Consider the following 19,016-nt stretch of genomic DNA (forward strand, 5'->3'; position numbering starts at 1 on the left):
GTCAGCCGACGGCCAGGTCGGGGCGCACGAGCGTGCCGGCCCTGCCGTGCACGATCTCGTGGGCGGCGTCGAGGGCGCCGATGGCGGCCAGGCCTCCGGTGCGTTCGACGAACCGGGCGCATGCCTCCGCCTTGGGCCCCATCGAGCCCGCCGCGAAGGCGGCGCGGCGCAGGTCCTGCGGCGTGGCGTCGACGACGGGGTGCTGGTCGGGGGTGCCGTACCCGGTGTAGACGCAGGGGACGTCGGTGAGGATGAGCAGGAAGTCGGCCTTGAGGTCCTCGGCGAGCAGGGCGGCCGTGAGGTCCTTGTCCACGACCGCCTCGACTCCGGTCAGGGCGCCGGTGTCGTGGTCGGCCGTGACGGGCACGCCTCCGCCGCCCGCGCAGATGACCAGGGCCCCGCCGCCGAGCAGTTCCTGGACCGTGTCGGTCTCCACGATCCGCTCCGGTGCCGGGGAGGGGACGACCCGGCGCCAGCCGGTGGAGTCCTTGGCGATGTGCCACCCTCGCTTGCGCGCCAGGGCCCGGGCGACATCCCGGGGGTAGACCTGGCCGACGAACTTGGTGGGCCGGCCGAACGCGGGGTCGTCCGCGCGGACGAGGGTGTGGGTGACCAGCGCGGCGACACGGCGGCCCGGCAGGGCGTTGTGGAGCGTCCTGGCCAGCAGGGAGCCGATCATGCCCTCGGTCTGGGCACCGAGCAGGTCCAGCGGGTAGGGGGCGCTCAGCGCGGGGTCTGCTGCGCTCTCCATGGCGAGCAGGCCGATCTGGGGTCCGTTGCCGTGGGTGAGGACGATCTCGTGTTCGTGGGCGAGGGTGGCGATCGAGGTGGCGACGCGCTCGATGTTGGCCTGCTGGACGTCGGCGTCGGGGCGTTCGCCGCGGTGCAGCAGGGCGTTGCCGCCGAGGGCGACGACAATGCGCATGGTTCAGTCCTCCAGGGTGGCGACGAGGACGGCCTTGATGGTGTGCAGCCGGTTCTCCGCCTGGTCGAAGACGATCGAGGCGGGCGAGGCGAAGACCTCGTCGGTGACCTCGAGGCCGTCCAGGCCGTGGGTGGCGAGGAGGTCGCGGCCGAGGCGGGTGCGGTGGTCGTGGAACGCCGGCAGGCAATGCATGAACTTCACGTCCGGGTTGCCGGTGGCGGCGAGGGTCTTGCCGTTGACCTGGTAGGGCAGCAGCAGGTCGATCCGCTCGTGCCAGGTCTCGGCGGGCTCGCCCATGGAGACCCAGACGTCGGTGTAGAGGAAGTCGGTGCCGCGCACGGCCGTCTCGACGTCCTCGGTGAGGGTGATCCGCGCCCCGCTGCGCTCGGCGAGTTCGCGGCAGAGGGTCACGAGCCCCGGGTCGGGCCACAGCCGGGCGGGCGCGGCGATCCGTACGTCCATGCCGAGCAGGGCTCCCATGGAGAGCAGGGAGTTGCCCATGTTGTTGCGGGCGTCGCCGAGGTAGCAGTAGGCGATGTCCCGCAGCGGCCTGGGGCTGTGCTCGCGCATGGTGAACACGTCGCACAGGCTCTGGGTGGGGTGGGACGTGTCGGTGAGCCCGTTGTAGACGGGGACGCCGGAGTGGGTGGCCAGTTCGGTGACGATCGACTGGGCGGAGCCGCGGTACTCGATGCCGTCGAACATGCGGCCGAGTACGCGGGCGGTGTCGGCGATGGACTCCTTGGTGCCGACGTGCGTGTCGCCCGGGCCGAGGTAGGTGGTGGCGGCGCCCTGGTCGGCGGCGGCGACCTCGAAGGCGCAGCGGGTGCGGGTGGAGGTCTTCTCGAAGATCAGCGCGAGGTGCCGGCCGGTCAGCCGGGGCTGTTCGGTGCCGGCCCGCCGGGCCGCCTTGAGGTCGGCGGCGAGATCGAGGAGGTGGTGGATCTCGTCGGCGGTGAAGTCGAGTTCGCTCAGGTAGGAGCGGCCTCGCAGGTCTCGCAGGTCTGTGCTCATGATGGGTTCCCTGGCCGGTTTCAGTCGGTGACGGCGTCGCGTTCGACGGGGCAGCTCATGCAGCGCGGTCCGCCCCGGCCGCGGCCGAGTTCGGCGCCCGCGATGGTGACGACCTCGATGCCCTGCTTGCGCAGGTAGGTGTTGGTGGTGACGTTGCGCTCGTAGCCCACCACCACTCCGGGTGCGACGGCGAGGAAGTTGCTGCCGTCGTCCCACTGCTCGCGTTCGGCGTTGCGGATGTCCTGCGGGGCCGACAGCATCCGGACCTTGTCCAGGTCGAGCGCCTCGGCCAGGGCGGTCGCCAGGTCCGAGTTCGCGGTGACGTCGAAGCCGGAGGTGTGGGCGTCGCTGGGCCGCAGGGTCCAGGAGCGCAGGGAGTCGGCCAGGCCCGGGTAGATGGTGAACGCGTCGCGGTCGACCATGGTCAGCACGGTGTCCAGGTGCATGTACGCGCGGGTGGAGGGCAGTTGGACCGCGATCAGCCGGTTCGCGGTGCCGCCCGCGAAGAGCCGCGCGGCCAGGTTCTCCACGGCCTGGGCGGTGGTCCGCTCCCCCATGCCGACCATGACGGCGCCGTTGCCGAGGACGTGGACGTCGCCGCCTTCGAGGGTGCCGGCCGGTCCGTCGAGGATCGGCTCGGGCGCGGCACCGGCGAACATCGGGTGGAACCGGTAGATCGCCTCGGCGTGCAGGCTCTCGCGCCGCCGGGCGGGCTTGGCCATCGGGTTGACCGACACCCGGTCGTACATCCAGCAGGAGTTGTCGCGCGGGAAGAGGTGGTTGGGCAGCGGCGCCAGCGCGAAGTCGTCGGCGTCGAGCGCGTTCCAGACCAGGCTGTGCGGCGGGTTGGCGAGCGGCAGGTCGCTCTTGAGGAGGCCGCCGATCAGGTAGCCGGCCAGGGTCTCGCCGTCCAGTTCGGCGCAGAACGCGCGGACCGGGTCGACGAGGGCGGGGCCCACGGTGGCGGGGGTGACGACCCGCTCCAGCAGCCAGTCGTGGGCCTCGGGGACGTCCAGGGTCTGGGCCAGCAGATCGGCGAAGTAGTGCACGCGGGCACCGTGGTCGCGCAGCACCTGGGCGAAGGCGTCGTGCTCCTCGCGGGCGCGCTTGGCCCACAGGATGTCGTCGAAGAGCAGGGCGTCGACGTTGCGCGGGGTGAGGCGGGAGAGTTCGAGTCCGGGGCGGTGCAGGATCACCTGGCGGAGGCGGCCGACTTCGGAGTCGACGTGGAAGGTGCTCATGTTTCGGGCTTCCTTGCTTCGGTCGTGTGCGTGCGGTGCGGTGACCGCGGGGGGTGACAGTGGTGGTGTGGGTGCCGTTGCGGCGTGGGTGCCGGAGGCGGGCGGTGCTGGTCCCCGTGCGCTGCCGTCGGGGGGGGCGGTGCCGGAGCCGGTGGGTCAGTCGTGGTGGCGCAGGGTGTCGGTGCCGCGAACCCCGCCGCCGCGGCCGGTCCGCGGCCCACGGGGGGCCCGCTTGGCCGGTGGTGTGGTGGTCTCCGGCGCCCGCGGACCGGATTCCTCGGCCTGGTTGCCGGGCTGCTCCGGGGCGCACTCCTCCTGCGTGCCGTCGTCCCGCTTGAGCCAGATGTAGACCGGCAGTCCGAGCAGCAGGACGAACAGCCCGTAGTAGACGGTCTGGTAGCCGCTGCCCTGGATCGACCAGTACGAGAAGGCCATGGCGAGCGCGGCGACGGTCATGTCCCGGACCAGCACGCGCCGGCTCTGGCGCCCGCGGTCGCCCACCAGCAGCCAGTACAACTGGGCGGCGGCGGAGAACAGGTACGGGATCACCGCGGTGAGCACGCTCAGCAGCACGATCTTGGTGAAGACGTCCTCGAAGCTGGTGTAGCTGAACACGGTGATCAGCGAGGCCAGGACCGTCGAGGCGACGATGCCGAAGGCCGGGACGCCACTCTCGCCGCGCAGCCTGGCGAAGGAGCGGGGGAAGAGACCGTCGCGGGCGGCGGCGTACGGCATCTCGGCGCAGAGCATGGTCCAGCCGTTGAGCGCACCGATGCCGGAGACGATGGCGGCGACGGCGACCGCGTCACCGCCCCAGGTGCCGCCGAGGATGTTGTTCGCGGCGTCGGTGAACGGCGCGGTGGAGGAACCGAGTTTCGCGTGGGAGACGGTGCCGAAGACCGCGAGGGTGCCGAGGATGTAGATCACGGCGCAGACGAGCGTGCCGTACACGGTGGCGCGCGGCACGTTGCGCTCGGGGTCGCGGACCCGGCCGGCGGCGACCGAGGCGGCCTCCAGTCCCAGGTAGCTGAACAGGGCGATGGCCGCGGCGGCCGAGATGGCGCCCATCGTGGACTGGCCGCTGGCGTTGAAGGCGCCGAAGTTGCCGGAGTCGATGAACAGCAGTCCGAAGGTGGCCATGAAGACCAGCGGAACGAACTTCAGCACGGTGGTGATCACCTGGAAGGCGCCGATGTTGCGCACCCCGGTGAGGTTGATCGCCGCGGGCAGCCACAGCCCGACCAGCGCGATCACCACCGACAGGGCCTTTTTGTGCCCGGTGTTGACGAACACCTCGACGTAGCCGACCCAGGCCACGGCGATCGCCGCGTTGCCCGCCCATGCCGTGATCCAGTACGACCAGGCGTTGAGGAAGCCGGCGAACTCGCCGAACGCCTCACGGGCGTAGACGTAGGGGCCGCCGCTCGCCGGAACCCGCTTCGACAGCGCCCCGAAGGTCAGGGCGAGCGCGAGCGCGCCGAGGGTGACGACGACGAACGCGACGATCGAGACCGGGCCGTACGGCGCGAGGGCCGAGGGCAGGGCGAAGACGCCGGTGCCGATGATGCTGCCGATCACGAGCGCGGACGCGGCGGGCAGGCCGAGGGCCGCCTTGGGCGCGGGGCCCGCCCCGCCTTCTGTGTCTGGTCTTCTGGTGGTGCGGAACATGGTCGTGCTCCTGTCGGCCGGCTGGTTGAAGAAACGATCCGGGATCGATCCTTCTGAGCGGCGACGGTCGGCGGGAGCGGCCACAGGTCCCCTGACGGGCCCATAGGTCCCGGCGGAGTCGGGACCCTCCACGCGGCCGGGCCTTCGCACTGTCAGGCCCTCGCCCCGTGCGGCCTTCGCGCGGTCAGGCGTTCGCGCAGCCGTGGCCGTTGAGCGTGAAGCCGTACGGCGCGGAGTTCCTCCCGTGCCAGGTGGCGAGGAAGCCGAAGGAGAGGGTGCCGTTCGCGGGGACGGACTTGTTGTAGTCGGCGGCGGTGGCGGTGACGCGGGAGCCGTCCTGGGCGACGGTCGCGTCCCACATCTGGCCGACCCGCTGGCCGTCCCGGAAGGACCAGGCCACCCGCCAGGTGTCCAGGGACCGTGTGGTGGTGACGGTGACGGCGGTCTGGAAGCCGTCGGACCACTGGTCGACGACGTCGTAGTGGACGCGGCAGGTGGCCGGCCCGCTCGTGGCCGGGCCGGGCGTGCCGCCGCCCGCGGTGTACGAGGAGGTGCCCTGGGGTTCCGGGTCGGGGTTCTTGCGGTCGCCCCTGGTCGCCGGAGCGCTCCGGGACGGCGTCGCGGACGGCGGGCCCGAGCCGGGGCGCGAGGCCGGGGCCGGCGCCGTGGGATCGGCGGAGGGCAGGGAGATGCCGGGGTCGGCGACCGGCTGGCGGTCGGCGTCCCCGCGCGCGGTGTCGGCGGCCGGGCCGCCGAACGGCATCATCGACACCGCCAGCGCCAGCGCGGACAGCGCGACCGCCGCGCCCAGCAGGCCGCCGCGCACGGCCCGTGCCCGGCCCGCGCCCTCCTTGGGCTCGCCGCCCGCGGCGTCCGCCAGGCCGTGCCTCCGCCCGCCCAGGCGCACCTCGGCGGCCCGGCGGCGGCGCTCCAGGTAGGCCAGGCCGCCCCAGCCGATCACACCGCCGGCGAGCGCGGCGGGCAGTCCGCCGCCGTGCAGCCGGAGACAGGCGGCGGCCTCCGCGCACTCCACGCAGGTGGCGAGGTGCCGGGAGAGGTCCTCGGGCGTCTCGGCGGCGGGCGCGGAGCGGGTGACGGCGTCCAGCAGCCGGGCGTAGCTGCGGCACTCCGCGTCCATCGGCGTGTCGAGGTGGTTGCGGTGGCAGCGGTCCCGGAACACGGCCCGCACCTGGTCGAGTTCCCCGGACACGATCGCCGGGTCGAGGCCGAGCCGGCGGGCCACGACGGCCAGGGGCAGCGCCTCGACCTCGGCGAGCCACAGCAGCGCGGCGTCCGCCTCCTGAAGGTCGCGCAGACCGCGCAGGGCGATCGGGCGGTGCAGCGGCGGGCCCGGATAGCGGGCGGCCTGTTCGGAGTTGAGCCACAGCCGCAGGCCGGGGGCGAGCCGGTCGCCGAGGCCGCCGGTCTCCCAGGACGCGGCGGTGGTGCGTACGGCGGTCAGCATCAGCGGGATCGCGGGCAGCCGGGGCGTGCGGCGCCCTCGGGACGCCCCGGCCTCGGCCGCGCGCACCTCCCGCAGACCCAGCGCGAACGCCTCCGTGGCCAGTTGGCGGGCCACGGGGGAGCCGGCCGTGCACAGGTCGGCGTAGGAGAGCACCGCGTCCCAGCATTCCGAGAACAGCGCTGCCTCGGTGGCGTCCTTGGGGCTCGGCAGGTCGGGCATGGGACTCCTGCATCCACGGGCGAGGTCAACTCACCATGTTCGAAGCGGAGTTGGGGGGAACCTCGCAGCAGAGCACGAGCTTTTCACGCCTTGGACACAACTGACAAGCCGCGTATTCAAATGTTGTGAAGGATGCCCTGGCCCCCGGCTCCGCTCCGTAGTACGGATCGGAACCCCCCGGCGACTCACGGCCTCCGGAAACCTACCCCGCCGTCGCCTCCCCGGCGCCCTCCCCGGCGCCCTCGCCGGCGGGAAGGCTGTCCATGAAGGAGCTGACCGAGAAGACCGCGCGGCCCGGGCCGGGCGGCCCGTAACCGGGGGGCGAGGAGAGGCCGAAGTCGTCCATGGTGGCGCGGTAGGCCTCGAGCAGCCGGATGTGGTACTCCAGCGGCGCGCCATGCGGGTTGGCCCTGCCCAGCGGGGTCGTCGGCTCCGGGCACCAGGTGGTGAAGCGGGGCGTGATGCCGTGCGACATGAAGAAGCGCAGGCCCTCGGTGGTGGACGCGATGGCCTCGTCGACGGTGGTGAAGCCGAACGGCTCGGCCATCTCCACGCCCGCCACGAAGTTGGGGATCACGTTGCGCGCGCCGAAGACGTCGGCCGAGTCCAGGATGCGGCGGTGCCACTCGTCGCGGCCGACGTAGCGCTCCTTGCCCGGGCAGTACAGCTCGAACAGACGGCGGTCCCACACCTCGTAGTTGGGGTGGTAGATCTGCACGCCGTAGTCCTTGAACCGCTGTACGTCCGCCTTCGGCAGCGCCTGCGCGACGACCTTGCCGATCCAGCGGCCCGGGAAGCGCTCCTCGATGGCCTTGGCGTAGTGGCCGTAGAAGTCGGCCTCGTCCCGGCCGGCGACCGTCTTGGTGATCGCGCCGCCGGTGAGGGTGTAGGCGGTGGACGCCTGCTGGGTGTCGTACCGGTCGATGATCTCCAGCGCCTCCAGGACCTCTTCCACGTCCTTGACCCCGGTGTAGGGGCGTCCGGCGGCCTTGTGCTGGCGCCAGTTGTGGTTGATGTCGCAGTACTGGCACTCCTCCTTGGCGCCGAAGTACTGGCAGACGCGGAAAACGGTGAGGTAGATCAGGTAGCCCCACTGGATGGTGGGGGCCACCTCCATCACGGACTTCCCGTTGGACAGCGTGTGCCGGTAGTACTCCGGCATGGGCGGCACGCCGACGTCGGCGATCCGCTTCCCGTCGAGGTAGAGACCGAGCAGCCCCTCCCCGTCGGCGGCCACCCGGTAGGGAGAGGCGGGATTCACCCGTACGGAGACGACGGTGCGCCGCAGGCCGTACGGACCGCCGGTGAGGATGATCTCCTCCGGCGGGCGGCGCAGCGCGGCCTCGCCCAGCTCGGGCAGGGTGCCGTGGTCGAAGGAGAAGATGAAGTACGACTTCGGCTTGACCTCGCCGCTCTCGTTGTCGCTCAGCGCGGAAGCGTCGAAGGCCACCCCGCCCCGGAGCAGGTCCTCCTTGAAGACCGCTTCCCGCGGCACATGCGGGAAGCGCTCCATCAGATCCTCGACCAGCGCGGTACGGCTGCCCATCCCGTCTCTCCTCCCGGCTCGTGCGTACGACTCATCACGGTATGCCCCCGCTCGCGCGCCGGTCGTGCCGGGTCCCCCGCTCCGCCACCGCGCCCCGGCGGTGCGGCCCTCCCCGGTGACCGGGAACACGGCCGTGCGGGGGCCTTCGGATGGGTTCGCCCGGTGAGCAGGGGCTGCCTCGGCACCACGGGGAGGGACGGCGGCGACCACGGGCAGCACGGCGTCGGCTCGCAGTCCTGCGGTCCGGGCCCGCTGCCGCGGTACCGCCTGCGGGCCGAGCCCGCGGAGTTCTCCTTCGTCTTCTCCCCGGCCCGTTGACAGGCTCGTCGACGGACACGATCCCGGGGCCTCCGTGGCCGGACGGCGCCGTGTGTGCTTCCGGCACTAGGCTGTAACCTAGAGCTCCTAGGTTCGGGCTTGCTGGTCCGGTCGCTGCAGGAGGCTCCCATGGTTCGTGCCGGTCTCAGCGTCGACCGTCTTGTCGTGGCCGCGGCCGAACTCGCCGACGAGGCCGGGTTCGAGGGTGTGACCCTCTCCGCGCTGGCGCGGCGCTTCGGGGTCAAGGACGCCAGTCTCTACTCACATGTGAGGAACATCCAGGAGCTGCGCACCCGGCTCGCCCTGCTCGCCGGCGGGGAGATGATCGACCTGATCGCCGCCGCCGTGGCGGGGCGGGCCGGAAGGGACGCGCTGGCCGCGTTCGCCGGCGCCTACCGTGAGTACGCCCACCGGCATCCGGGGCGGTACGCGGCCACCCAGATCCGGGTCGACCAGGCCCTCGCGGCCGGCTCCCCCGTCATGCGGCGCACCGCCGAGATCACCTACGGCATGCTGCGCGGCTACGGCCTCGACGAACCCGACCTCACCGACGCCGTACGCCTGCTGCGCAGCACCTTCCACGGCTACTGCGCCCTGGAGGCCGGCGGCGGCTTCAACGCGCCCCGGGACGTGCAGAGGTCGTGGGACAAGGCCGTCGAGGCCCTGCACACGGCGCTGACCCACTGGCCCAGGGAGGGCGACCGGCATGACTGACCTGTACTGCGACGTCCGCGGCGGCGGGCCCGTGGGCCTTCCATAGACCAGAGAACCGCGATCACGGCCTCCCCGGGCCGGGCAGCGCCTGCAGTTCCTGCTCCGGGGGAGCCGTGAACCGGAAGCGGGCGAGTGGCCCGGACGTCCAGCGAACGCACAACTCGCTCACGAGCCGGTCACCTTGATGCCGCTCCGGTCGTTCGTCCACCGCGACGGACACCAGCTCCGCCAGCGGCTGCGGTTCCGGTTGCCCGGTGAGGCGGACGAGCGCGACGAACAGGGTCGTCCCCTCGCCCGCACGTCCCTCCGCACCGGTGTCCGCGCCCGACGCCGACAGCCCGTGCACCGGCAGGAGTTCGGCCCGTACGCCCGTGGCGGGCGCCCATCCCGTCACCCGCACCGGTGTGCCGGGGGCCGCGCCCGCCACCAGGTGGGCGCGGACCTCGACCGCGCCCCGGGCGACCACCAGGCTGGTGACCGTGATGCCCTCGCCGACCGTGTGGCGGGAGGCCGCCCAGCCCTGCCCCGCTCCCAGCGGCACGATGTCCGTCCGGCTCGCGTCGCCGCCGACGATCACGCTGTTGTCGTACGACGTGTGCGAGGGCCGGGTGACGGTGGAGTAGGCGAGCCGCGTGTAGTACGGGTCGTAGCGGACGTCCTCGCTGCCGTGGTTGTGGAGGCGGACCACTCCGTCCGAACGGGTGGACTGGAGCAGCCAGTTGGGGGCGGGGAGCGGTGTGACCGCGTCCGCGCGCTCGGCCGGGCCGGGTTCCTCGGGAGCCGTCCACACCTCGTGGCCGGCGGGCAGGAGCAGGCCGAGGAAGCCCTTGCCCGCCCAGTACGGGGAGGCGGGGCCCGAGTAGCCCTGGAGAACCTCCTCGTCGGGGCCGAGCCAGCCCGGGCTCAGCAGGCCCCGCTCATCGACCGCGCCTGCGTCCAGGAAGTGCTTCAGGGCGCCCGAGGCGAGCCTTCTGGTCTCCCCCGGCGCCAGCGGCGTACGGCCGGTCAGGGCGCCCAGCCACAGCGGGGCGGTCGTGGCGAAACGGTAGGTCAGGGAGCGGCCCTGGTGCATCGGGGCGCCGTCGCCCCCGAACAGGCGGGCGTAGCCGGCGAGATGGGCTTCGAGGCGGCCACCGTACAGGTCCAGCAGCTCCGCGTCGCCGGCGAGATGGGCGTGCAGGACCGGGTAGAAGTGCATGGCCCAGCCGTTGTAGTAGTCGAAGGCGCGTCCGGGGCCGTCCGAGTACCAGCCGCCGCCGACGTACCACTGCTCGATGCGTTCCAGGCCGTGGTCGATCGCCTTGCGGCACACCTCCGGCTGGTGGCCGGCCTCCAGGAGGAAGCCGCCGACCGTGACCGGGAACAACTCCCAGTTGCACGGCCAGGTTTCGGCGGTGAGCGCGTCGCCGAGCCAGGCGGCGGTCCGCTGCCGGACGGCCTCGTCCAGGCGGTCCCACAGCAGCGGCCTCGTCAGCCGCAGCGCGAGCGCGACGGAGGCGGCCTCGACCAGCGGCTGGCCGCGGTCCTCGATGCGGGGCCAGACGCCGAGCGGCCCGGCCGCCAGTCCGTCCGCGTACCGCTGGAGCGCGGCCTCGCTCCTGCGGAAGGCCGCCAGCAGCAGCGTACGGGCGTAGCCCTCCAGGCCGTCGGAGAGCCGGCCGGACCAGCTCGTGCGGTCGCCGGGCAGGTGGTAGAGCGCCCGGTCCTCGGTCGCGTACGGCTCGACCGCGGCGAGCAGCGCGTCGGCGGCCGCCTCCCAGTGGGCGCGGGTGAAGCCGGTGCGCGGGCTGCGGGCGCGGTCGGACGGTGGCAGGTGCATCGGCGGTGCCCTTCCTTCCGGCGGGTCCTGGGGCACCCCGGTTCCGGTCGAGGTGCCCCAGGGGCTCGTCCCGCCCGTGTCCCGCTTCTCGGCACCAGGGGCCGGGCGAGGAGTTCGCGCTCGTCGTGGCGATGGACGTGGCGATGGACCGGCTTGGCGTCTGCCACTTCACAGTCAGGGGTTCCCCGGACAGGTGACCGTACTCTCCCCGGAGTCCGCGTAGTTGGGGACGGCGGCGGCCTCGCGCAGGAACCGCGGCCGTCAGGAGCGCATGGAGGCGTCTCATGTCATGCACGCGCCTGCGTGGTCGGGGCGGGTACGCCGAGGTCCGGGGTACCGTCCGCCTTCCGGCCGAGCCCGGCGTCCACCCGGCCGTATCCGCTGGTGCTGTGGCCGGAAAGGTCTGCCGGAAAGCTCGCGGCCCCCGGTGCGGTGCATCGCAAGGCGGAGCATCGCCCGCGTACAGGATCTACTCGGGTGATGCGACAACGTGGCGAGGCGCCGTGCCGGGCGTCGCGAGCCGGTGAACCTTTCCGGTCGCAGCACTAACGTCGTGACATGACCAGCGAAGGCACCTCCCCCGGCCTCGCCGAAGCCCTTGCCGCCGGGACGGTCGTGCTCGACGGCGGGATGTCCAACCAGCTGAGGGCGGCGGGGCACGATCTGAGCGGCGAGCTGTGGTCGGCGCGGCTGCTGGCCGATCGGCCCGAGGCGATCACCGAGGCGCACCTGGCCTACTTCGAGGCGGGTGCGAGGGTGGCGATCACCGCAAGCTACCAGGCCACCTTCGAGGGGTTCGGCAAGCACGGGATCGGGCGGGAGCGGTCCGCCGAACTCATGTGCCGCAGCGTGGAGCTGGCTTACGAGGCGGCCCGGCAGGCGGCGGCGAGGGGCGTGACCGGGCCGCTGTGGGTGGCCGCGTCGGCCGGGCCGTACGGGGCGATGCTCGCGGACGGCTCCGAGTACCGGGGCCGTTACGGCCTGACGGGCGGGGAGCTGGAGCGCTTCCACCGGCCCCGCCTGGAGGTGCTGGCCGCCGCCCGGCCGGACGTGCTGGCCCTGGAGACGGTACCGGACACCGACGAGGCGAGGGCGCTGCTGCGGGCGGTGCACGGGCTCGGGGTACCGGCCTGGCTGTCGTACACCGTCGCGGGCGGGCGCACCCGTGCCGGGCAGCCGCTCGAGGAGGCGTTCGCCCTGGCCGCCGACGCGGACGAGGTGGTCGCGGTCGGCGTGAACTGCTGCGCTCCCCAGGACGCGGCCGCCGCGGTGGAGACGGCCGCCCGCGTCACCGGCAAGCCGGTCGTCGTCTACCCCAACAGCGGTGAGACCTGGGACGCGGAGGCGCGCGCCTGGAGGGGCCGCTCCACCTTCACCACCGAACAGGTGGCGGGCTGGTGCGCCGCCGGGGCCCGGCTGATCGGCGGGTGCTGCCGGGTGGGGCCGGAGGCCATCAGGGAGGTGGCGCGGACGGTGCGGGCCGACTGCCGGCCTGTCTCTTGAGATCCCACAGGGACCTGGAGACATATCCCGAATTGATGCGCGCCAGCCCGTACCGGCTGTACAGCCGATGACCTTCCTCGTCCGTCAGATTCCGACCCGCTTCACTTTTCTTCGTGATGTCCGGGAAGGCGTACCCCGGATTGTCTCCGAAAAGCCACCAGTAGTCGAGGTAACGCGGCTCTCTGGTGTGTTCCGCGATCGAGTTGTTCTCACGGATACGAGTCCGGTAGTGGAGGAAGTCAAATCCTTTCTTGACCCAGCCGGGGTGCTTTACTCCAGGGCCCCAGGAACTTTCCCGCGTCCAGTTCGACTCGACCCACATCCTGTCCGTACGCGCACAGGCCATGTCGGCGAACACGCGAATCTCATCGCAGGGAATCCCGATCGGCAACTGAACCATTCTGGTGGTCGTGAACGTCTCGTGCGGAGCGAGCCAACTGCCGAAATCCGGCATCCAGACCCCGAAGGTGATAATACGCGTGGACGGGGTCAGCGCCCAGCGATTCGAGGCCCAGCCCCTTTCGAAGTCCGTGCGCCACACCGGCCCCGAGCGAGCCGAGGAGACCGTCTTCTCGTCCCGCCCGGCAACCCAGAACTGACTGCCGAGCATATACATGCCCACATCGCTTCGGTTTTCGAAGGTGAAATGCACAGGCAGGACAAAGGCCTTCTTCTCGGGGCTCAGGACGGGATCGCCCAGTACCACGGTGACCTCGGGCGAAGGCATCTCCTTGTAGGGCTGGTAGAGCTGGTTGTACCCGAAGTTCGCGGCAGCCACCAGCGCAGCCACCGCAGCGGCGACTCCGACGCTCTTGGGCGCCGGGATGTCCACCGGAGTCCGGTAGACCGCAACCACCGACCAGGCGGATACCGGAGCCAGAACACACCACAGAACGGTGTACGGAACGGACTCGCCGTCTCTCACCGTACTGACCATCAGCATGAGGTTCGCCACGAAAGCCGTGGCCGTGCCCACCAGGGCGAACAGCTTGATGTAGGAGGAGCCGCTCCGGAGATAGAGTGCCGGCACGGCGACCGCACCCACCAGCGCGACGGCTGCCGCCACCAGCATCATCAGGCCTGCGAAATTGCCGGTGAAGGCCAGCGCCTCAGTGACGTCCTCGACTCCGAAACGCCCGAGGAAGCAAGCGGTGACGACAAGGTTCAACGCGAACAGCGCCGGGACGACCCAGGTCCATCCTGCCCGGGCCTCGCGTTCGCCAAAGGTGTCCGGGCGCCACAGCCTGGGCATGGATGACCTTTCGACTCGGACGGGGCGCTGCGGACGATAACGAAAACGTCGAGGGGTTGCGACCGCGTTCACCCGATTGACCGCGTGTGCATGCGGCACCTGCCCATACGGCTTAGACCGGAGGCATGAAATCCTCTTCCCTCATACGCCTCGCCGCGAGCCTGTGCCTGCTGGCAGGCGGCCTTGGATGCGCGCCCGTCGCATCCGGTTCCGCAGGAGGAGCCGGCACACCGGTCGCGTATTCCCCGGCCAAACCGACCGCCGCACTGGGCCACTTGCGGTTGCCCCTGGAATCGGACGGCACGTCCGCACCCCAGAGCCTCAGACAGCCGACCACCGCAGAGGTCAGCGCGTATCTGCGTAACGTCCTCAGCGATCTGGACGCGACGTGGGCCGGATTCTTCGGGCGGCTCGGGCTGCCACACCGGCAGGTGAGTTACGTCCTCGTCACGCCGCAGCAGCAGTCGGCCCGCTCACGGTGCATCGACGCAAAGCATTTGATCATCGTCCGGGCCGACTACCCGAACGCGTTCTACTGCCAGGCCGACCAGCGGTCCTCCGGCAGTGCCGGCACCCTCTTCCTGCCCGTGACCACCCTGCAGAGAATCTGGGAGGGTGACATCCTCGGCCGTCCGTCCCGGACGGCAGGAGACCACTCGGCTGCCATCATCGCGGCGCACGAGTTCGCCCACTACGTGACAGCGGAACTCAGGTGGCAGTTCGAGCAACGCGGGGTCGAGTACGCGGCGCCGACGGGGAAGTGGGATGAGCTGCTGGCCGACTGCATGGCCGGCGTCTGGGCGGCTCACACCCGTCTGAGGCGGTCGGACGTGCGCGAGGCCGTGACCACGCTGGAGAAGATCGGCGACTACGACTACTCCTCGCCCACGCACCACGGCACTCCTGCCGAGCGCGGGGACGCCGTACTCGTCGGGTTCAACGGCGTCCCCGGCCGATACGCGTCCCGCACCCCCGCGGCGTGTGTGGCGAAGTACTGGAGAGCCGTGAGCTGAGGCGTGGGAGCACCCGCTTTGGCGGCCTCGCCCCTCACTGCCCGCGGACGCCGCCGGGGCGGCGCAGGCGCCGCAGGACCGAGCGCATTTCCGTATCGCGATCGCGCGTGGTCGCATCACTGGCCGAAGTCGGTGCCGCAACGGCCTCGCGGGCGGCGGCGTCGGCCGTCCACAGGGCGAGTTCCGCATCGCGCGGTCCGTGCGCGGTGTACGGCGCGCCGTCGCCGAACATCCGCACCGGGTGCGTCGCGTCCCACGCCTGCCAGCCGGGGTCGCCCTCGGCGGCGAAGCGCACCCAGGCCGCGTGCATCACGTCGGCCAGCTCCCGCGGGGCGCCCTCGCCGGCGAGCCGGCGGGAGTCGGGCACGTCGCCGGTGTCGAAGACGAAGCCGAGCTCCAGGGCGTGGCAGGCGCCGAGCCCGGGGAGCAGCGAGGGCCAGGCGAACTCGTAGACGTACGAGGACCCGGGGCGGGCGTCGGCCAGTCGGTGCAGCGGGCGGCGCAGCAGGTGGTCGGTGACCAGCTGGCCGACGGTGTCGGCGACGCCGGCGCGCGGGTGCAGGGCGCGGTAGCCGCGGACCACCTCGTGGCCGCAGTGGCAGCGGGCCATGGCACCGGCCAGGGCGACCGGGCCGAGCCGGTCGACGCGCTCCAGCAGCCCACCCGGCACCAGCCACAGCCGGTACTCGTCGCGGGTCCAGCCGATGAGCAGGTCGGCACATCCGGCCGCCTCCCCCTCCACCAGTGCGGCCAGGGGGTCGCGGGGTACGAGGTCGCCGTCGACGACGATGCCGAAGGCGGGGCCGCCGAGGACCGGGCTGCTCAGCCGGCCGATCTCGGCCTGGGTGCGCAGCAGCAGGTCCCGGTCGACGGCGGCGAAGGCCGCGGCGGTGGCGGGGATCCTCAGCCGGGTCGCCATGCGGCGCACCATCCGCCGCACCTTGTCGCGGTCGGAGGCCTCCGGCGGCCCGCTCTGCAGGACGGCGCGCCGGAAGAGGCCCTGCGCCTGCGGGGCGGCGATCAGGGCGCCGACGCTGATCGCCCCGGCCGACTGGCCGCACAGGGTGATCCGGCCGGGGTCGCCGCCGAAGGCCGTGATCGACTCGTGCACCCAGTGCAGGGCGGCGAGCTGGTCGCGCAGGCCGGGGTTGGCGGGGGCGTCGGGGAACAGTCCGTAGCCCTCGACGCCGAGTCGGTAGTTGACCGAGACGAAGACGACTCCGTCGCGGGCGAAGGTGCGCCCGTCGTACACGGGCACGGCCGAGGAGCCGCGGGTGAGTGCTCCGCCGTGCAGCCACACCATGACCGGGAGCCGGGCGCCCGGGTCCGGCTCCGGCGTCCACACATTGAGGTTGAGGCAGTCGTCGCCGGGAACGGCCGGGTCGGACAGATACTGGGCGAAGGCCTCCGAGTACGGCGGCTTGGGCGCGGTCGGGCCGAAGGAGGCCGCGTCGCGCACCCCGTCCCAGGGCTCGGGCGGCTCCGGCGGCCGGAACCGGCGCGGGCCGAAGGGTGGCGCGGCGTACGGGATGCCCCTGAACACCGCCACCGCGTGCTCGTACCTGCCGCGTACCGCCCCGTAGGGCGTCCCGGCCACGGGGTCCGCCGGGTCTGCCGTCATGTGCCCACCAGCCCTTCGCAGCGCTCGTGCACCGGTAACACCAGTAACACTGGAGCACGCCCTCGTCGCTCGCTATTCCGGGCGCCGGCGCCACGAACACCGGGGTGCAAACACCCCCGTCCGTATGACGGCACGGGTGTGTTCGACGTGCGCCCTTCGGACGCCGTGGTGGTCCCGCCCCCGTGTCCGCCTCGTCGTCCGCCTCGTCGACGGCCCCCTGGCTCGCGGCCGGAATCTACGGTAGAAGGCGCTTTCGGACAGCGTCCTTCGCACCCTCGGGAGAGTCATGCCCAGCGCCCAGCCGCCCATGGCCGTGTTCGCCATGGACCCGGTGCACCTGTCCCGGCTCTTTCCGCCACCCCTGATGAGGCGGCTGCGCCGAACGGCCGGCATCGACCCGGACCTCGTCGTGCGGGATTTCGCCGACCCCGCCGTGGCCGGGCCACTGGCGGCCGCCGACGTGCTGGTCACCGGCTGGGGCTGCCCCCGCCTCGACGCCGCCGCCCTGAGCGCGGCTCCACGGGTGCACACCGTGCTGCATGCGGCGGGGTCGGTCCGTCCGCTGGTCGATGAGGCCGTGTGGGAGCGCGGGATCGCGGTCTCGAGCGCGGTGGCGGCGAACGCCCTCCCGGTCGCGGAGTACACGCTGGCCGTGATCCTGCTGGCCGGGAAGGACGCCTTCGCCCACCGCGAGCGCTACCGCACCACCCGCGTCCCGCCCTCCGCCGCCGACACCGCGGCCATCGGCAACATGGGCCGCCGCGTCGGGGTCGTCGGCGCCTCGCGGGTGGGCCGCCGGCTGCTGGAGCTGCTGCGGCCGTACGACTTCGAAGTGCTGCTCCACGATCCGTACGTGGACGCCTCCGGGGCCGCCGCGCTCGGTGCCGAACCGCTGGACCTGGACGAGCTCCTGCGCCGCAGCGACATCGTCAGCCTGCACGCCCCCGGCATTCCCGAGACCCGCCACATGCTCGACCGCGCGCGGCTCGCCCTGATCCGGGACGGCGGGGTACTGATCAACACCTCCCGCGGCGCCCTGGTCGACCACGAGGCCCTCACCGACGAGCTGGTCTCCGGCCGGCTGAACGCCGTTCTCGACGTCACGGACCCCGAGCCGCTGCCCGCCCACTCCCCGCTGTTCACCCTGCCCAACGTCTTTCTCACGCCGCACATCGCGGGCTCCCTCGGCAACGAGCTGGAGCGGTTGGGCCGCACCGTCGTGGAGGAACTGGAGCGCCTGGCCGCCGGGCTGCCACCGGCACACCGGGTGCACCGGGCCGACCTGTCCCGGGTCGCCTGACCCCCGCCGTCCGCCGACGGCACGGGGGGCGACGCGGAGCAGCAGCGCTGCCCCGCGTCCACCGGTGCGGGCCGCGCCCCGAACGGCCGGGCGGCACACGGCCGTTCGGGGCGACTGCCGGGCTGACCGTGGTGATCACCACAGCGTGACGGCGACGGCCGTGGCAGCCCGCGGCGACCGCACGCGGCCGTCTCGTCAGCCGCCGTCCTCCTCCCCGCCGTGTCCCGCGCCGACGAGCGCCTGCATCAGGGCGACGGCGCTGCCGTCGTGGTCGCTGCCGGCGGTGCCGCTGCCGGTCTGGACGTTCGCCGTGCGGTCGACCTCGAGGACGGAGTCGGCATGGGAGTTGTCGAGGACGGTGATCAGGCCGTCGGTCGCGGCGGCGGGCGCGGCCGCGACAGCGCCCAGCAGCGCCGTGACCGCCAGCGCCGCGGCGGCCGTGCCGAGCCGGGGTACGGTCCCGCTCACCGGCCCACGCCCTCGCGGTCGGGCCGCCGGCCCGCCATGTTGCGCTCCAGCAAGCGGGTGGCGGCCTGCACGCCGACCCCGCTCACGGCGTCCACCTCGGGCAGCCTGCCGTCGGTGCGCCTGAGCTCGGCGAGCGCGGTGTCCATCGCCTCGTGCGCGGCGAAGAGACACGGCGTGCTGTAGATCGCGACGTCCACGCCGAGCGCGGACAACTCCCCCAGCGACAGGCGTGGGGACCTGCCGCCGGCGATCTGGTTGAACAGCAGCGGCTTGTCGCCCACCACGTCCCGCACCCGGCGGATCCACTCCACGCTGCGGATGCCGTCCACGAGGATCACGTCGGCGTCGGTGGCGGCGAGGGTCCTGGCGCGGTGCAGGATGTCGTGCTCGTCGGTGGCGTCGGTACGGGCCACCACGACCAGGTCCTGCCGGGTGGCCAGCACCTTCTCGAGCTTCTCCAGGTACTCCCCCAGTGGCAGCACCTGCTTGCCGTCGGCGTGCCCGCACCGGCGGGGCCGCTTCTGGTCCTCCAGGATCACGCCGGAGGCCCCGATGCGTTCCAGTCCCTCCACCACGTGACAGGCGGCTCCGGGGTCGACGTAGCCGTCGTCGATGTCGACCAGCAGGTGGTGTGCGGGGAACGCGCCCCGCAGCCGCTGGACGAACGCCACCATGTCCGGCCAGGCGATGAAGCCGATGTCCGGCAGTCCGTAGTGGGACGCCGCGAAGCCGAAGCCGGAGACGAACATCCCGTCGTAGTGCTCGGCCGCGATCGACGCCGAGTACATGTCGTACACACCGATCAGCGGGGTGGTGCCCTGCCCGGCGATCCGCTCGCGCAGGTTCTTGCCGTAAGTCACTGGGTGACTCCTCCGTGGGGGGTTGGACGCACAGCGGCAGCAGGACCGTCGCGACACGGCGGCCCTTTGC

16 protein-coding genes are annotated in these 19,016 nt (G+C 72.4%); 5 read left to right on the forward strand and 11 right to left on the reverse strand.

Annotated elements, in window-relative coordinates:
* Position 1: 1 nt before the first annotated feature.
* The 6 genes from ACH4UM_RS07810 to ACH4UM_RS07835 all read right to left on the reverse strand — a co-directional run bounded on the left by ACH4UM_RS07810 (position 2) and on the right by ACH4UM_RS07835 (position 8,078).
* Positions 2-925, reverse strand: a complete 924-nt coding sequence (locus tag ACH4UM_RS07810) for a carbamate kinase (protein WP_398175186.1) — start codon at positions 923-925, stop codon at positions 2-4.
* A 3-nt stretch (positions 926-928) separates the two neighbouring features.
* Complete coding sequence (gene argF / locus ACH4UM_RS07815) at positions 929-1,939, reverse strand: ornithine carbamoyltransferase (protein ID WP_398175190.1); 1,011 nt, start codon at positions 1,937-1,939, stop codon at positions 929-931.
* 20 nt (positions 1,940-1,959) lie between these two features.
* Entirely contained in the window at positions 1,960-3,180 is a 1,221-nt protein-coding gene (locus tag ACH4UM_RS07820; RefSeq protein WP_398175192.1) for an arginine deiminase, read from the reverse strand.
* A 156-nt stretch (positions 3,181-3,336) separates the two neighbouring features.
* Positions 3,337-4,758: an APC family permease gene (locus ACH4UM_RS07825; protein ID WP_398175897.1), complete on the reverse strand. Its 1,422-nt coding sequence runs from the start codon at positions 4,756-4,758 to the stop codon at positions 3,337-3,339.
* Between the two features lie 274 nt (positions 4,759-5,032).
* Positions 5,033-6,532: a cellulose binding domain-containing protein gene (locus ACH4UM_RS07830; RefSeq protein ID WP_398175194.1), complete on the reverse strand. Its 1,500-nt coding sequence runs from the start codon at positions 6,530-6,532 to the stop codon at positions 5,033-5,035.
* Between the two features lie 202 nt (positions 6,533-6,734).
* Complete coding sequence (locus ACH4UM_RS07835) at positions 6,735-8,078, reverse strand: radical SAM protein (protein WP_398175196.1); 1,344 nt, start codon at positions 8,076-8,078, stop codon at positions 6,735-6,737.
* A 162-nt stretch (positions 8,079-8,240) separates the two neighbouring features.
* Between ACH4UM_RS07835 and ACH4UM_RS07840 the strand changes: the two genes are divergently transcribed.
* Both ACH4UM_RS07840 and ACH4UM_RS07845 read left to right on the forward strand, forming a co-directional pair.
* A complete protein-coding gene (locus ACH4UM_RS07840; RefSeq protein ID WP_398175943.1) occupies positions 8,241-8,396 on the forward strand; it encodes a hypothetical protein in 156 nt (51 codons plus the stop codon).
* Positions 8,397-8,525: 129 nt separating this feature from the next.
* Entirely contained in the window at positions 8,526-9,110 is a 585-nt protein-coding gene (locus ACH4UM_RS07845) for a TetR/AcrR family transcriptional regulator (protein ID WP_398175198.1), read from the forward strand.
* 61 nt (positions 9,111-9,171) lie between these two features.
* Here ACH4UM_RS07845 and ACH4UM_RS07850 read toward each other — a convergent pair whose 3' ends face one another.
* A complete protein-coding gene (locus ACH4UM_RS07850; protein WP_398175200.1) occupies positions 9,172-10,929 on the reverse strand; it encodes a DUF2264 domain-containing protein in 1,758 nt (585 codons plus the stop codon).
* Between the two features lie 558 nt (positions 10,930-11,487).
* Between ACH4UM_RS07850 and mmuM the strand changes: the two genes are divergently transcribed.
* Complete coding sequence (gene mmuM / locus ACH4UM_RS07855) at positions 11,488-12,432, forward strand: homocysteine S-methyltransferase (RefSeq protein WP_398175202.1); 945 nt, start codon at positions 11,488-11,490, stop codon at positions 12,430-12,432.
* Here the strand turns inward: mmuM and ACH4UM_RS07860 are convergent.
* Positions 12,383-13,684: a hypothetical protein gene (locus ACH4UM_RS07860; RefSeq protein ID WP_398175204.1), complete on the reverse strand. Its 1,302-nt coding sequence runs from the start codon at positions 13,682-13,684 to the stop codon at positions 12,383-12,385. The two genes, mmuM and ACH4UM_RS07860, sit on opposite strands and share 50 nt — an antisense overlap.
* Positions 13,685-13,959: 275 nt before the next feature.
* Between ACH4UM_RS07860 and ACH4UM_RS07865 the strand changes: the two genes are divergently transcribed.
* Positions 13,960-14,697 (forward strand): neutral zinc metallopeptidase, encoded by a 738-nt coding sequence (locus tag ACH4UM_RS07865; RefSeq protein WP_398175206.1) that lies wholly within the window; start codon positions 13,960-13,962, stop codon positions 14,695-14,697.
* Between the two features lie 34 nt (positions 14,698-14,731).
* Here ACH4UM_RS07865 and ACH4UM_RS07870 read toward each other — a convergent pair whose 3' ends face one another.
* Complete coding sequence (locus ACH4UM_RS07870; protein ID WP_398175208.1) at positions 14,732-16,318, reverse strand: carboxylesterase/lipase family protein; 1,587 nt, start codon at positions 16,316-16,318, stop codon at positions 14,732-14,734.
* A gap of 286 nt (positions 16,319-16,604) precedes the next feature.
* On the opposite strand from ACH4UM_RS07870, the gene ACH4UM_RS07875 reads away from it, so the two are divergent.
* Positions 16,605-17,618 carry a hydroxyacid dehydrogenase gene (locus ACH4UM_RS07875; protein WP_398175210.1) on the forward strand — a complete coding sequence of 338 codons (1,014 nt, stop codon included), beginning with the start codon at positions 16,605-16,607 and terminating at the stop codon, positions 17,616-17,618.
* A 195-nt stretch (positions 17,619-17,813) separates the two neighbouring features.
* Here the strand turns inward: ACH4UM_RS07875 and ACH4UM_RS07880 are convergent, their stop codons facing one another.
* Positions 17,814-18,086, reverse strand: a complete 273-nt coding sequence (locus ACH4UM_RS07880) for a hypothetical protein (protein ID WP_398175211.1) — start codon at positions 18,084-18,086, stop codon at positions 17,814-17,816.
* Positions 18,083-18,946, reverse strand: coding sequence for an oxaloacetate decarboxylase (locus ACH4UM_RS07885; RefSeq protein ID WP_398175213.1), 864 nt, complete (start codon positions 18,944-18,946; stop codon positions 18,083-18,085). Before ACH4UM_RS07885 ends, ACH4UM_RS07880 begins: the two co-directional genes overlap by 4 nt.
* Positions 18,947-19,016 lie beyond the last annotated feature (70 nt).

The organism is Streptomyces sp. NPDC020801 (assembly GCF_044334385.1).
In the GTDB taxonomy this organism is placed as follows: domain Bacteria; phylum Actinomycetota; class Actinomycetes; order Streptomycetales; family Streptomycetaceae; genus Streptomyces.